Genomic DNA, 14,626 nt, shown 5'->3' on the forward strand with positions numbered 1-14,626 from the left:
AACCCTGACCTGCAGTCCACCGAAAATCCCGTCCCAGCCGTGACTCAGGCTTGACGCGGCGCCGCCACCATGGGAGGTATGGCGAACACTCTGCGTCTGGTGGGCACCCTGTCGGTTCTCGCTCTCACGGCCTGCACCTCCGGCTTCACGCCAGTGGTCGAGCCTCGTCCAGCTTTCGATCTGCAAGGTCACCGCGGGGGCCTGGGGCACGTGTCGGAAAGCACGCTGGCCAGCTTCGCGAACGGTCTGGCAATCGGTGTCACCACGCTTGAGCTGGACACGCAGGTCACGAAAGACGGCAAGGTCGTCGTGACGCACGACCGCAAGATCAGCGACCAGAAGTGCAGGGACACCGCGCCGGTCGTGCCCGCCGATCCCGATTATCCGTACGTCGGCAAGTTCATCGTCAACCTGACCCTGGCCCAGATCAAGACCCTCGACTGCGGCAGCCTGCGACTGAACAACCACCCCACCCAGCGTCTGGTGCCCGGCATCACCATGCCGGAACTCAGGGACGTCTTCAGGCTGGTCAAGGTCGCGGGCGCCACCGGGGTAAAGATGAACATCGAGACCAAGGTGGAGGCGGGCGCCCCGAGTGAAACCGCCCCCCGTGACGTCTTCGTCCGGGCGGTGCTGGGCGAGATCACCGCGTCGGGCCTCGAATCTCAGGTCACGCTGCAGAGCTTCGACTGGGGAGCGCTGATGCTGGTCAGGCAGCTCAAGCCCACATTGCCGGTGGTGGCCCTGACCAACGGGCAGCAGTTCCTGCAGATGGGACAACCGGGCCCATCGCCGTGGCTGGGCGGGCTGGATATCGATGACTTCGCCGGCGTCACCCTGCAAAGCAGGTACGTGGCGGCGGCCAAATCTTTTGGGGCGTCCGCACTTTCGCCCGTGCACGGCGATCCGCAGAACGCTCAGGTAGGCGACCCGGGATACCTGGCCTTCACCACCCCTGAACTGGTCAGGGAGGCGCACGCTGCGGGAATGAAGGTCATCCCCTGGACGGTCGATGACGAGCGCACGTGGGGCGCCCTGATGGACGCGGGCGTGGACGGCATCATCACCGACTACCCACAGCAGTTGCGCCAGTTCATGGACAGGCGCGGATACGCCTTACCACGGGCATACCCGCTGGAGACCACAGCCCTGTGCCGCCTTATCAAAGAAGACCCAGCCAACAACCGCGTGAGCTGCACGCCGTGAAGTGGGTGCTGGTCGGGCTCGCTGCCGGGATGCGACCGATGAGAGGATGACGCTCTGGCGCGTTGACGCACTGGGCCGGGTTCGAGAGACCTGGCCCGGTTCTCCCACTCGTGCCGAGCAACGTGGCCCCTCTCGAGCACGCCCAGACCGAGGGGAGGTGGCGCCGACCCCGTCTGGTGAAGTTGATTTTGAGCTCGTACAGCCCGGTCGGCACGCTGGCACCGCGTAGCATCCATTCCACGCTGGCGTCGTTGAGCGCCGTGTGTACCAGCCCCCCGACGGGCTTGCCGTCCAGCGTGATGGGCGCGTCCTTCAGGGTGCTGACGCCCTCGGCCCCGATCCGCAGACCGAAGCGCTGCCCGGTCATCACCTCGGCACCGTCAAGGGCGCGCACCTTGAGAAAACCCCGGATCCATCTACGGACGTCTACGCTGGCCTACGGACGTGCCGAAAAGGACGTGCCGGGGGCGGTTTTTTCAGTTCACTTCGGTGCCCTGATCCCCGGACATAGCCGGACATCCACGCCCGTATTGGCCACGCGTTGGTCACGCCACTCATTTCGACCCGAGCGGCCAAAACACAAACCCCGCGCCAGGCGGGGTTTTTTCTGGTGCACTCGCCGCGATTCGAACGCGGGGCCTGCCCCTTAGGAGGGGGCCGCTCTATCCAGCTGAGCTACGAGTGCCGGCGCCTGTCTCTCCTGCGCGGCAGGCAGACGGGAGTATACCAGAGGGCCGCGGGGCCCCTGCCGCCTGCAGCGGGCACTGCCCGCACGCGATCCAGGCGCGCAGGTGGTGAGACAAAAGTGTAAGCGGGGGCTTCCTATACTGCTCAGAGGTATCTGATGACCAATGCCGTCTATTCCATGACTGTGCGCGCCCTGAGCCGGGTCGTTTCGGAGCGCGCTGCCGAAAGTATGCTGCGTACCACCCTGCGTGACCAGCAGCTCGGCGCAGAGACGGTCACCGCCCAGGATGTCCAGCGCCTGATCGCCGGGCCGCTGCTCCAGCGCCTGTCGACGGTGCTGCCGGTGACGCAGGCCCGCCAGGAACTGCTGGGCCTCTCCCGCCAGCTCGAAGCCCAGTATCCCAAGGCGCCCACGCTCTTCACCCACCTGGGGCCGTCGGCGTCCTGGGAGGAGCACTCGGACGCGACCGCGACCAGCTGGGACGGCCTGAGCCTGGGCGAGGACGACTTCGAGTTCGACGACCCGGATTTCGCGCTCTCGGTGGGGGGCCGGGCCTACGACCTGGAGACCCCGCTGGGTCAGGAGGAGCTGCTGCAGGATCTGGGCCGGCTCAGCGGCGTGCAGGGCGTGATGGTCTGCCGGGCCAGTGGCGAGGTGCTGCGCGTCCGGGCGATCCGCGAGGCGGCCGGGCTGGGCTCGGTGATCGCGGCCAGCGCCCTGCTCTTCCAGAACCGCGCGCTGCGGCTGATGTCGGCCGAGCTGGGCGGCCGAACCGTCTGTGTGCGGCCGCTGGGGGCACACTGCGTCGCGGTCGTGGTGAATTCTCAATCCAACGTGGGGCGGTTACTTGTGGAACTACAGCAGTTGAAGGTGGCGGCGTGAACGCCCGGGCGCTGATCCTGGCCGCCGGCCTGTTCGCCAGCACGGCCGGAGCCCAGGATCTGGGGGCCTACCGGCAACTCTCGGGGGCGCTGGACGGCGCGGTGCGGGCCCGTGCCGGCTCGGCGCAGGCCGCCCTGGCCCAGTTGAACGCCGCGCAGGTCGCCTTCGACCAGCTCAGGCCGACCCTGCGCAACCGCCAGCTGAGCTCCGGCCTGCAGGACGCCCTGACTGGCGCCCGGGCCGCGCTGGGGCGCACACCCGCCGAACTCGAGGCCCAGGTGCTGCTGGGCCGCGGCCTGATGCGCAAGGCGCTGTACGACCAGACGCTGAGCCAGCTGATCTCCGGCACGCCGGGCCCCGGAGCGCAGCTCGAGCTGCTGACCCGCGAATACGGCCTGAGCGGCGACGGCGCCCGCGCAGCGCTGAAAGAGGGCCAGACCGGGCAACTGGAACGGGTGGCCTGGAGGCTGCAGCGCGCGGCGGCGGGGCGGGTGCTGGCCTCGCTGCAGGCCGCCCGGCCCGAGCAGTCCACGGCCGCCTATGTCGATCTGGCGCGCGCCACCGGCTGGTTCACGGCGCTCCCCGACTCGGGGACGGCTGGCGGCCTCAAGGTCTCGCAGTTCGGAGACGCCCTGCGGCAGCTGACGGCCGGGAACCTCCCGGAGCTGACCCGTTCCCTGACCACGCTGCGCCAGGGGGCAGGCGACCTCTCGGCCAGCCTGACCCGCGAGCCCCAGACCTCCAGCTTCCCGAAGCCGGCCACCGGCCCAGCTACCGGCCCAGCCACCGGCAAGGCCCCGCCGCTGAAGGTGGGGGCCGGTTCAGACCCGGCGTCCGTCAGGCCGAGTTCGCCACCTGCCGCCAGCGGCCCCGCCGAAACTGGCCCGGTCGGCGGCGTCCAGACTTCCACCGCCCAGACCGCAACCGTCCAGCTCTACGCCGCCCTGGGCCGGGCGCTCGCCGCCGCCGGGCACGGCGACAACGCCTCGGCCCGCGACCGGCTGGGCGAGGCGGTTCAGGCCCTGTCGGCGGTGCCGGGCTCGCTGCGAACCGCGCCGGGCTACACCGCGCTGGTGTTCAACCTGAGCGCCGCCCAGAGCCGCGTGGCCCTGCGGCCCAGCGATGTCCAGGCGCTGATCAGCCAGGCCGCCAACCTCGAAGCGGTCGCCGCCGGGCGCCCACCCAGCCGACTGGACGCCGTGTCGGCCGGGGTCGCGCGCGGATTCGGCGGCTGGATGCGGGTGCTCGTCTTCGCCCTGCTGGCCCTGCTGACGGCCGTCCCGCTGTACCTGCTGAACCTGGCTTTCGGGGCGCGCAACGTGTCCTGGCGCGCGGTGCTGTTCGGGCTGGCGCTGCTGCTGCTGCCCACCTTCCTGGAGGGCGTGTTCGGGCTGCTTGGGGCGCTGGGCGACCTCGCCAACCTGGGCGCGCTGCGGAGCCTCAGCAACCTGTCGCTGACCCAGGCCGCCTACGGGCTGCCGGTCGGGGCGCTGCTCTCGGCGCTCGCCATCGGGCTGCTGGCCTTCGGATTCCGGGGCCTGTGCCAGCAGTTCGGGCTGCTGGGCAGTTCCACGCCGCCCAAAACCACCACCCAGCACGGCCTGGAATGGGATGAGGATCTGTGATGAACGCGTCCCCCGGCCTTCACCGCCTGCCCGTGCAGATGCTCGGCGACCTGGTCTCGCCGCGCGCCCTGGAGCGCATCCTGCAGGACGCTGCCGAGGCGCGCGGCACCACCCCCGCCGAGCTGGACGGCCCCGCGCTGGAGGACATCCTCAAGCGTGAGGTCTTCAAACGCCTGCAGCTGACCGTGCCCGCCCCACTGGCCAAAAAGCGCGTCTCGGAGGTGCTTGACGAGCTGATGAAGGCCACCCAGGAGCGCAGCGTGCCCAGCGTCTCGGCGGCCTCGCTGGGCGCGCTGGAGGACGGCGCGCGCCGCTTCTCGCTGTACTTCGACTGGCCGGAGACCCAGCGCCTGCGCTCGCTGCTGGGCATCGCCCGCCAGGAGGAGGGCCAGGGCCGCGACGTCAGCGCGCTGGTGCAGGAGGGGCAGGATCTGATCGTGCAGCTGGAGCGCCGGCTGCAGGAGAGTCTGGTCGAGCAGGCGCAGGATCTGGCCGAGATGCGCGCCGCCTTCACGCGGGTGCAGGGCATGGGCAGCCGCGAGGTGCGGCGCCTCGAAACCCTGATCGGCCAGATCGACGAGGCGCAGACCCAGGGCACCCTGCTGCCCGGCGAGGTGGAGCGCGCCCGCACCCTGACCTTCTCGCTGCGCAAACTGCTGGAATCCTCGGTGGTGCAGACGGTCAGTGCGCCCGGCGGCGCGCCCCCCCCGCTCGACCCCGAAGCGCAGGCCCGCGTGCTGGCGCTGGAACAGGAGCACAACGCCCAGCAGCTCCTGACCCTGGAACGTGATTTCGCCGCGCTGCTGAGCGCCCGGCCGGAGCTGCAGGCCCGCCACGCCGAGGTACGCGCCGCGCAGCAGGCCGGAGGGCTGGACACGGAGGCGGTCGAGCGCTGGCGCGGCGAGCTGAAGCTGGGCCGCGACGCCCTGCTGGCCGAGCAGCGCGGAGAATTCGCCGGGCTGGAGCAGCAGCTCACGCCCTTCACCACCTCCGGCGAGCTGGCCACGGGCCTGCGGGTGCTGCTCGACGCCACCCGGCAGACCCTGGAGCTGGGCAATCTGGCGACCGACTCCCTGCGTGAATTGCGCGCCACCCAGGAGGCGCTCGGAGAGGGCGGCGAGGGCGGCACCCGGCTGGCGCTGCAGCAGGAGCTGCTCGATCTGGAGCGCTCGGCCCGCAACGTGCCGGCCGCCCAGGCCGAGCTGGAGCCGCTGCTGGCCCAGGCCCAGGCCCAGCTCTCGGCCGGGCAGGAGGTGGATCTGAGTGCGCCGTGGGCCCTGCTGGAGCGGCACATGGGGGCCGCCGCGCAGGAACGTGAGAACCTCGATCTGCGCGCCGACACCGTGATCCGCGAGTACGACGCCGTGCGCCATCTGGCCGGCGAGACCACCCAGCGGCTGGGCCGCCTGGCCGACAGCCTGCGCGCCCAGCGCCGCCTGGGCTCCATGAGCATCCAGGCGCGCACCCGCTACGCCCAGTCCCTGCAGGACGCCGAGATCCTGCTGGCCGAGGCCCACGCCGAGTACCGGGCCGCCCAGGAAGTGACCGCCTCGTTCGGTCAGGACGCCCTGAGCGGGCTGCTGGACGTTTTCGATCTGGGTGGGGGAAGTGAGCCGGCCGGCCTGGACGTGCCCAGCGCCCCCGCCGCAGCCGCCCCGCTGCCGACCCCTGCCCCGGCAGCCACGTCCATCAACGACCTGCTCTCCGGCTTGAGCGGCTTCGGGGCCCCGGCTTCCGCCCCTCAGGCCCAGGAATCCCAGCCCCCCCTCCCCGCCCACTCCTGGCTCATCCAGGGCGGCCGCATGACGGCAGGCCAGCCCGACGCGGCGCTGGGCACCATGACCGCGCTGCTGGAGCAGGCGCAGACCCTGGGCCTGCAGCGCCTGGACATGGCCGACGCCGCGCAGGTGTGGTCGGCGCGCCGGACGGCGGGGGGCGACTGGCGGCTGGCCCGCGCCGCCGACTGGGACGCACTGGACACCCAATCCGGCGCCTGGCTCGACGGCGCCTGATCCTGCAAGGGTGCGGGAGGCAGTCCAGCCAACGGAACTCGCCGAACTGCGAAGCGGAGAAAACTGATTTCGGGAGATGGACGTGCATCCGGGGCTCTCGCGGATGGCCGGGAATTGGACGGCCGTCCGTCTGACTCCTGATCGCAGAACCTGAGGGCTTGGGCATACTGAGCGGCATGTCCCTCTCCCCTTTTCCGCTGGCGCCCGGTGAGTCGCGGCGGCTGCCCGGCGAGCAGGCCCAGCGGGCACTCGGCGCGGCGGTCGCGGGGGCGCTCCCGCCTGGATCGCTGCTCTTTCTGGAGGGCGAACTGGGCGCCGGCAAGACCACGCTCACGCAGGGGCTGGTGGCCGAGCTGGGCTTCCCGGAGGGCGTCACCAGCCCCACCTACGCCCTGATGCACGTCTATCCGACCCCGGCCGGCAGCGTGCTGCACGTCGACGCCTACCGCGTGCGCGACGTGGCCGAGCTGTACGAGATGGATCTGGAGGCGTTGATCCTGGGCAGCCGCCTGAGCGTGATCGAGTGGGGCGAGGGCCTGTATGCCGACTGGCCCGTCGCCCCGATCCTGCGCCTGGAACATCTGGAGGGCGACGGCGAGGCCCGGCGCGTGACCCGGCGGCGCTGAAGGGGCCGGGCTGAGCTGATCGGGCTGGGCTGATCGGGCTGGGCTGGCTGGACTGACCCGGATTGGACGTCAAGGCGAGGTCAATTCCGCTCCACCGGCCCCCGGCGCAGACCTGGGACAATGAGGGCATGTGGACGCTGGTGTTGAACTGTGGAAGCAGCTCCGTGAAGTTCGCGCTGCTGCGGCCGGATTCGGGCGAGGTGGCGCTGTCGGGCCTGGCCGAGCGCCTGGGCTCGGAGGGCGCCGCGCTGCGGATAGACCGGGCCAGCGAGAAGGGGAGCGAGCGGCGCACCCAGGCCCTTGCCGGCGGTTCCTACCCGGCGGCCTTCGAAGCGCTGCTCTCGGAACTGGACGCGCTGGGCCTGCGCCCGGACGTGGGCGCCGTGGGCCACCGGGTCGTGCACGGGGGCGAGGCCTTCAGCGCCCCGGCGCTCATCACGCCGGCCGTGCTGGACGCCATCCGGGCCTGCGTGCCGCTGGCGCCGCTGCACAACCCCGCCAACATCGCCGGGATCGAGGCGGCGCGCGCGGCCTTTCCGGAGCTGCCCCACGTGGCGGTCTTCGACACCGCCTTCCACCAGACCATGCCCGAGGTCGCCTACCGCTACGGGGTGCCCGAGGTCTGGTACCGCCAGCATGGCGTGAGGCGCTACGGCTTCCACGGCACGTCGCACGCCTACGTGGCGCAGGAGGCCGCGCGGCTGCTGGGCCGCCCGCTGGAGGAGCTGAACCTGATCACCGCCCACCTGGGCAACGGCGCCAGCGTGTGCGCAGTACAGGGTGGGCGCTCGGTCGACACCTCGATGGGCCTGACCCCGCTGGAGGGTCTGGTCATGGGCAGCCGCTCCGGCGACGTCGACCCCGGCCTGCACGACTTCATTGCGCGGCAATCGGGCCTGAACCTCTCGGAGGTCACGGCGGCGCTCAACCGCGAGAGCGGGCTGCTGGGCCTGTCGGGGCTGAGCAACGACATGCGCGAGCTGGAGGAAGCGGCCGGGCGGGGGCACCCCGGGGCGCGGCTGGCGCTGGACGTGTTCGTGTACCGGCTGGCGAAGACGGTGGCGGGCATGGCGGTCGCCCTGGGCCGCCCGGACGCGCTGGTCTTCACCGGCGGTATCGGGGAAAACAGCGCCGGCGTGCGCGCGGCGACCCTGGCGCGGCTGGGCGTGCTGGGGCTGGAGCCCGATGACGAGGCGAACGCCCGCGCGGTGCGGGGCACCCCCGGAGTGATCTCCCGGCCCGGCCCGGTCGTGGCCCTCGTGGTGAACACCAACGAGGAACTGATGATCGCGCGCGGGGCGGCGCTGCTCCTCGCCCAGCCGGTCTGAACTGCCGGCCTGAATCGGCCCGCCTGAACCCTTCCCCCTCCACCCGATCCGCCCAACCGAAACCCCTCCAAGGAGCCCCCATGCAAACCCTTCTGATCGCCCCGACCCGCAACGGCGTGGGCCTGAGCAGCACCGCGCTGGGCCTGAGCCGCGCGCTGGAGCGCCAGGGCCTGAGGGTCGCCTTCCTCAAGCCCATCGCCCAGACGCACGAGACGGGCACCGACGACTCGGTTCATTTCGCGCGCACGGTCGCGCACCTCAGCCCGCCCGAGCCCGTCGCGCTCACCCGCGCCGAGGAACTGCTCAGCCACGGCGGCCAGGAAGACCTGATGGAAGAGGTCATCGCGCTCGCGCAGCAGGCCGCCGGGGCGGGCCGCACGGGCACGGGCAGTGAGGTGGACGTGCTGGTGGTCGAGGGGCTGGCCCTGACCGAGCGCAATTCCTACGCCTCGGGGCTGAACGCCGCGCTGGCGCGCAACCTGCAGGCCGACACGGTGCTGGTCAGCTCGCTCGCGGGGGTCAGTCCGGCCGAACTCGTGGACGAGCTGGAGATCGCCGCCGCGCTGCACCGCCGCTCCGACGGGAGCGGGCTGGCGGGCTACGTGCTGAACTTCGCCCCGCCGGGGCTGGACTTCGGCACCCTGATGGCCGAGCTGCGCTCGCGCAGTCCGCTCCTGGCGCGCGGCGAACTGCCGCTGCTGGGCGTGGTGGCCCTCTCGCCCGAGCTGCAGGCGGTCCGCACGCTGGACGTGGCCCGGCACCTGAACGCCGAACTGCTCAACGAGGGCGAGGCCGCCCAGCGCCGCGTGACCAGCACCGTCGTGACCGCCCGCTCGGTGCCCAAGATGGCCCACCTGTTCGTGCCCGGCGCGCTGGTGGTCACGCCCGGCGACCGCGAGGACGTGGTGATGGCCGCCGCCTTGAGCCACCTCAGCGGCGTGCCTCTGGCGGGGCTGATGTACACCTCCGGCAGCGAGCCCGAGGACTCGGTCGAGCGGCTGTGCCGCGCCGCGCTGGGCACCCCGGACGTGCCCAGTTCGCTGCCGGTGATGCGGGTCGAGACCAACTCCTTCCACACGGCGTCGGCCCTCTCGCGCCTGAGCCCGCGCGTGCCGCACGACGACCCGCAGCGGATGGACCGGATGCTGGATTTCATCGCGGATCGGCTGGACACCGCTGCGCTGGGCAGTCGCCTCCGCACCCGTCCGGACGGCGACCGCCGCCTGCCCCCCAGCGCCTTTCGCCACGAGCTGATCCAGAAGGCGCGCGCCGCCGGCAAACGCATCGTGCTGCCCGAGGGCGACGAGCCGCGCACCGTCAGGGCCGCCATCCGCTGCGGCGAGAAGGGGATCGCGCGCTGCGTGCTACTCGCGCGGCCCGACCGGGTGCGGCAGGTCGCCGAGGGCCAGGGCCTGACGCTCCCGCCGGAACTGGAGATCCTCGACCCCGATCAGATCCGCGAGCGCTACGTGGCCCCTATGGTCGAGCTGCGAAAGAGCAAGGGCCTGAGCGCCCCGCAGGCGCTGGCGCAGCTGGAAGACACCGTGGTGCTGGGCACCATGATGCTGGCGCTGGGCGAGGTCGACGGGCTGGTCTCGGGCGCGGTGCACACCACCGCCAACACCGTGCGGCCCGCGCTGCAGCTCATCAAGACCGCGCCAGGCGCCGCGCTGGTCTCCTCCGTGTTCTTCATGCTGATGCCCGAGCAGGTGCTGGTCTACGGCGACGCCGCCATCAACCCCAACCCGGGTGCCGAGGAACTCGCCGACATCGCCATCCAGTCGGCCGACTCGGCGCGCGCCTTCGGGATCACGCCGAGGATCGCCATGCTCAGCTACTCCACGGGCGAGAGCGGCAGCGGCGAGGACGTCGAGAAGGTCAAGGCGGCGACCGCCCTGGTGCGTGAACGCCGCCCCGATCTGATGGTGGACGGCCCGCTGCAGTACGACGCCGCCTCCGTGCTCAGCGTCGGGCAGGCCAAGGCGCCGGGCAGCGCGGTCGCCGGGCGTGCCACGGTCTTCATCTTCCCGGATCTGAACACTGGCAACACCACCTACAAGGCCGTGCAGCGCGCCGCGGGCGTGGTCGCCGTGGGGCCGATGCTGCAGGGCCTGAGAAAGCCCGTGAATGACCTCTCACGCGGCGCGCTGGTCGACGACATCGTGTACACCATCGCCCTGACGGCGATCCAGGCCACGCAGGTGGAGGGCGCGGTGCCCCCGACGGCCTGAGGCAGCCCGCCAGAGGGCGCGACCCGAACGGAGGAAAGCCTGTCAGGGGCTCAGACGGACTGCCGCCCCATTCCGTATTACCAATGATGCGGACAGTTTCATCACACCATCGCTGAACAACTCGGTCATGGCTCTCTGGGACGCCATCTGCGTTCCCCCCCTCCCAGCCTCCCCCACAAGGAGGGAGGAGCCAACAACTTCGTGGGCATCGCATTCGTTAGGACACTGAGCCGAAACTGTCCGGGCTATTGGATACCTGGAACAGAACTGGGTATCCCTCCATATCGCGAAATCCGTCCTCTTCCCTTCTCTGCTTCGCAGCTCTGCGAGTCCCTCCGCCCCGGATTGATTCCGAACACAGAACGGATAGCATTCGGAATTCGTCTCAGCGGTAGAGGTCGTCCCGGCTGAGCGGCAGGCTGACCTTCCTCTCCGTGTCCGGCTTGGCCAGCAGGCTCTGGAAGATGCTCAGGTGGCCCTTCTGGAAGTAGTACGAGGTCGCCCCCAGGTAGAGGCGCCACAGCCGGTGGCGTTGCTCGCCCAGGGCGGCGCGGGCCTCGGCGTGGTGGGCCTCCAGGTTCCGGAACCAGTGCTCCAGGGTGCGGGCGTAGTGCTCGCGCAGGTTCTCCACGTCGCGCACCTCGAACAGGGCCTCCGAGGCGTGTTTCAGGGTTTCCCAGACCGGCAGCAGCTCACCGTCCGGGAACACGTAGCGGCGGGCGAAGTTGCCGCTCTGCAGCCACATCGGCACCCGCGCCTGCCCGATACCGTCACTGATCGCGTGGTTGAGCATCAGGCCGCCGGGCTTCAGGGCGGCGTAGGCGGCGCGGAAGTAGATGGGCATGTTCTTTCGCCCGACGTGCTCGGCCATCCCGACGGACGCGATCTTGTCGAAGGCGCCCTCGCCGTGGGCCAGCACGTCGCGGTAGTCGCGCAGCTCCAGCGTGACGAGGTGTTCCAGCCCGGCCGCCTTCACGCGCGCCTGCCCCTCCTGAAGCTGCGCCGCACTGAGGGTCACGCCCAGCACCTGCACGCCGTAGCGCTGCGCGGCGTAGATCGCCAGCCCGCCCCACCCGCAGCCGATGTCCAGCAGCCGCTCGCCGGCCTTCAGGCGCAGCTTGCGGCAGATGTATTCCAGCTTGGCCTCCTGCGCCTCATCGAGCGTCTCCGTGCCCGTGGGGAAGTACGCGCAGGAATACACCATCCTCGAGTCCAGCCACAGCCGGTAGAAGTCGTTGGACACGTCGTAGTGGTACGAGATCGCCTGCTGGTCGCGCTCCCGGGAATGCGGTTCGCCTTCCAGCGTGGCGGTGACCGGCGGCGCGGCCGCCTGCGAGCCCCGGCGCAGTAGGGCGGCGTCCTGAAGGAGCCGGGCCACGCGGGCAGGGCCCGGAGCGGCGCCGAACTCGTCGGCCAGGGCCGCGAGCGCGCCGATATCGCCCTCGATCTCGAAATCGCCGCGCAGGTAGGCCTCGCCCAGCGCCACGTCCAGCGGCAGCTTCAGCATCCGGCCCAGCGTCCCTGGGCTGGTGAGCACCAGCCGGGCGCGGGCGGGCCGGGTCGCCGGCAGCACCTCGCCGTTCCAGAGCTGCACGTCGAAGGCGCGCCGCTGGGGCAGCACCTCGCCCAGCAGGCGGCGGGCGGCGGCCAGCAGCTGCGCCTCGCTGGCGGGCCGGGTCAGGTACTGCCGGGCGGCGAGGGCGGCCACGAGGCCCGCGAGGGGCGCCCAGGGCACGCGGGAACGGGCGGGAGGTGTCGGCATGGGGCAGGCTAACGTGCCGGCCAGAGCGCTGCCGACAGGTGTTTCTTCACCGTCTCCTGTGTCAGCGCCGCCGGGCCAGCCACAGCAGGCCCACTCCCGCCACCAGCGCGATCACGTCCGGCGCGTAGGCCGAGAGCACGGCGGGCAGCGCCCCCTTCTCGCCCATCACGCGGAACACGCTCCAGGTGGCGTAGTACGCGAAACTGAGCAGCAGCGCCCAGACCAGCCCCAGGTCGCGCCCGGTGCGGAAGGTGAAGACCGCCAGCGCCACGGCGAAGAAGGCCAGCGCCAGCGCGGCCAGCGGCTCGGCGAACTTGCGGTGCAGGGCGGTGAACTCGGCCGGCGACTGCACCCCCTGGGCCCGGTAGGCGCGGGTGCGGTTCCACAGCTCCGGCAGCGGGGTATAGATCGCGCGGGGCTGGGCGTTGCCGGTCTGCAGATCGGCCTGCACGTCCTGAACCGGCAGGGTGCCGCGCGTGAAGCTCAGGATGGTGATGGGCCGGCCGTCCTGGTACGTGATGCGCTGTCCACTTTCCAGCTCCAGCACGTTGCTGCCGCTTTTCAGGCGGCCCCGCCGGGCGGTGATGACCTCACGCGGGGGCTGGCCGGGCTGCATGGCCACGATCCGCAGGTCGAGCAGCTCGCCGCCGGGCTCGATCCTCCCCACCGAGATGGCGCGGTTCAGGGCGTCGCGCAGCACCACGCTCTGGCCGTCCGGCCCCACCCCGTCCAGACCGATCACACGCGGGTTGTCGAACACGATCTGCTGCTTGACCTTGCTCTCCTGCACCTTGGCCCGTGGCACCAGCCCCTCGCCGATGACAAACGCCAGCGCCGTGATGCCCAGGGCCAGCCCCAGCACCGGGCGAAAGAGCCGCGTGACCGGAATCCCGCTCGCCAGCGCCCCCTTGATCTCGGAATCCGACGACAGGCGCGACAGGCCCAGCAGCGTGGCGAACATCAGCGCGATGGGCAGGGCGGTGTAGGCCGCCTCGGGGATGTTCAGGGCCACGGCGCGCGCCACCAGCAGGGGGTTGGCGCCCTTGGCGAGCAGCGGGGCGATCACCTCCTTGAGCAGCCCCAGCACCACCAGCAGGATGACCACCGCCAGCACCCCGAACAGCGGCGGCAGGATCTCGTCCAGCACGTAGCGCTCGAAGCGCTTCACGCCCGAGCCCTCAGGAGTGCGGCTTCCCTCACCGCAGTCTCCACGCCAGCACGCCGGCCACCGCCAGGAACAGCAGATTGGGCAGCCAGGCCGCCAGCATGGGGTTCATGGCCCCGGCGCGGGCCAGCCCCGGCACGGTCGTCCACAGCGCGTAGAAACACACGATGAACACGACCACTCCGGCGAAGGCGGCGGCGCGGTTGCGGATCAGCAGGCCCAGCACCCCGGCCGCCAGCGCGAACACGATGGCGGTGAGCGGGTCGGCGTAGCGGGTGGCGAGCTGGAACTGGTAGTCGCGGCGATCCGTGGGGCTCAGCGTACCCCTGGCCAGCGTGGCGCGCAGCTCGGCCGTGGGCGCCTGCCGGGCATCGACCGGCGGCGGGGTCAGGGTATCCCGCTGGGGAAGCACCAGCGGCGTGGCCAGCTGGCGGGGGTTCTCGCCGGGGCGCACGATCCAGGCACCCTGCAGCGTCCAGGTCTGGCGCGCCGTGTCCCAGCTGCCGGTGCTCGCGGTGATGGTCTCGTTGCCGCGCTGCACCATGATCCCCTCGAGCTGGGCCACGTTCCCGCCCGTGTCGTTGACCACCCGGCCCGCGTAGTACAGCGCGCCCGGCGGGGCGTAGGTGTACTTCTCCTGGCGGGGCGGCGGGGGGGTGGTGTTGTAGATCTGATACCAGGCCCGTTCCCAGTTGGCCAGGCCGGCGGGCACCAGCCGGTCGGCATTCAGGAAGGCCAGCCCCGCCACCAGCGCGAAGGGCAGGGTCAGCGGCCAGATCAGGCTCAGGGGCCGCACGCCGCTGGCGCTGATCGCCTTGAGTTCGCTGTCCTGCTGCAGCCGCGAAAAGGCCAGCAGGATGGCGAAGGCCACCGCCATCACCAGCGTGCGGTTCACGATGGTGGGCAGGTAGGTCAGGAAGGCGAAGGCGGCCTTGCTCAGCGGCGGGTGGTAGGTCAGCAGCTTGTCGACCGTGCTGCTCAGGATGTCGGTCATCTGCAGCGCCATGAACAGCGCGACGCCGGCCCCGTACCAGCGGAGAACCTCCTTCAGGACGGAGCGGGTGAGGATGGACACGCTGGGAATTCTAGCGGGCGGGGATG

At 71.2% G+C, this 14,626-nt stretch carries 10 protein-coding genes and 1 tRNA gene; 7 read left to right on the top strand and 4 right to left on the bottom strand.

What is annotated here, in order from left to right; translation table 11 throughout:
- Positions 1 to 78: 78 nt before the first annotated feature.
- Positions 79 to 1,206 carry a glycerophosphodiester phosphodiesterase family protein gene (locus CVO96_RS07930; protein WP_103311766.1) on the top strand — a complete coding sequence of 376 codons (1,128 nt, stop codon included), beginning with the start codon at positions 79 to 81 and terminating at the stop codon, positions 1,204 to 1,206.
- 608 nt (positions 1,207 to 1,814) lie between these two features.
- Here the strand turns inward: CVO96_RS07930 and CVO96_RS07935 are convergent.
- A tRNA-Arg gene (locus tag CVO96_RS07935) sits at positions 1,815 to 1,891 on the bottom strand.
- Between the two features lie 159 nt (positions 1,892 to 2,050).
- Between CVO96_RS07935 and CVO96_RS07940 the strand changes: the two genes are divergently transcribed.
- The 6 genes from CVO96_RS07940 to pta all read left to right on the top strand — a co-directional run bounded on the left by CVO96_RS07940 (position 2,051) and on the right by pta (position 10,598).
- Positions 2,051 to 2,776: a roadblock/LC7 domain-containing protein gene (locus tag CVO96_RS07940; protein WP_103311767.1), complete on the top strand. Its 726-nt coding sequence runs from the start codon at positions 2,051 to 2,053 to the stop codon at positions 2,774 to 2,776.
- Positions 2,773 to 4,401 carry a hypothetical protein gene (locus CVO96_RS07945; RefSeq protein ID WP_103311768.1) on the top strand — a complete coding sequence of 543 codons (1,629 nt, stop codon included), beginning with the start codon at positions 2,773 to 2,775 and terminating at the stop codon, positions 4,399 to 4,401. Before CVO96_RS07940 ends, CVO96_RS07945 begins: the two co-directional genes overlap by 4 nt.
- The gene (locus CVO96_RS07950; RefSeq protein WP_165795239.1) at positions 4,401 to 6,413 is read left to right on the top strand and encodes a coiled-coil domain-containing protein; all 2,013 of its coding nucleotides are present in this window, start codon (positions 4,401 to 4,403) and stop codon (positions 6,411 to 6,413) included. The genes CVO96_RS07945 and CVO96_RS07950 overlap by 1 nt, the downstream gene beginning before the upstream one ends.
- A gap of 176 nt (positions 6,414 to 6,589) precedes the next feature.
- Positions 6,590 to 7,039 carry a tRNA (adenosine(37)-N6)-threonylcarbamoyltransferase complex ATPase subunit type 1 TsaE gene (tsaE, locus tag CVO96_RS07955; RefSeq protein ID WP_103311769.1) on the top strand — a complete coding sequence of 150 codons (450 nt, stop codon included), beginning with the start codon at positions 6,590 to 6,592 and terminating at the stop codon, positions 7,037 to 7,039.
- 128 nt (positions 7,040 to 7,167) lie between these two features.
- Positions 7,168 to 8,367, top strand: a complete 1,200-nt coding sequence (locus CVO96_RS07960; protein ID WP_103311770.1) for an acetate kinase — start codon at positions 7,168 to 7,170, stop codon at positions 8,365 to 8,367.
- A gap of 80 nt (positions 8,368 to 8,447) precedes the next feature.
- Positions 8,448 to 10,598, top strand: a complete 2,151-nt coding sequence (gene pta, locus CVO96_RS07965) for a phosphate acetyltransferase (protein ID WP_103311771.1) — start codon at positions 8,448 to 8,450, stop codon at positions 10,596 to 10,598.
- Between the two features lie 385 nt (positions 10,599 to 10,983).
- Here the strand turns inward: pta and CVO96_RS07970 are convergent, their stop codons facing one another.
- The 3 genes from CVO96_RS07970 to CVO96_RS07980 form a co-directional block, all read right to left on the bottom strand.
- Positions 10,984 to 12,360 carry an SAM-dependent methyltransferase gene (locus CVO96_RS07970; RefSeq protein WP_103311772.1) on the bottom strand — a complete coding sequence of 459 codons (1,377 nt, stop codon included), beginning with the start codon at positions 12,358 to 12,360 and terminating at the stop codon, positions 10,984 to 10,986.
- A 61-nt stretch (positions 12,361 to 12,421) separates the two neighbouring features.
- Positions 12,422 to 13,528, bottom strand: a complete 1,107-nt coding sequence (locus tag CVO96_RS07975) for an LptF/LptG family permease (protein WP_103311773.1) — start codon at positions 13,526 to 13,528, stop codon at positions 12,422 to 12,424.
- A 28-nt stretch (positions 13,529 to 13,556) separates the two neighbouring features.
- On the bottom strand, positions 13,557 to 14,600 hold the full coding sequence (locus tag CVO96_RS07980) for an LptF/LptG family permease (protein ID WP_341476169.1): 1,044 nt from the start codon (positions 14,598 to 14,600) through the stop codon (positions 13,557 to 13,559).
- Between the last annotated feature and the right edge of the window lie 26 nt (positions 14,601 to 14,626).

This window comes from Deinococcus koreensis (genome assembly GCF_002901445.1).
GTDB lineage: Bacteria > Deinococcota > Deinococci > Deinococcales > Deinococcaceae > Deinococcus > Deinococcus koreensis.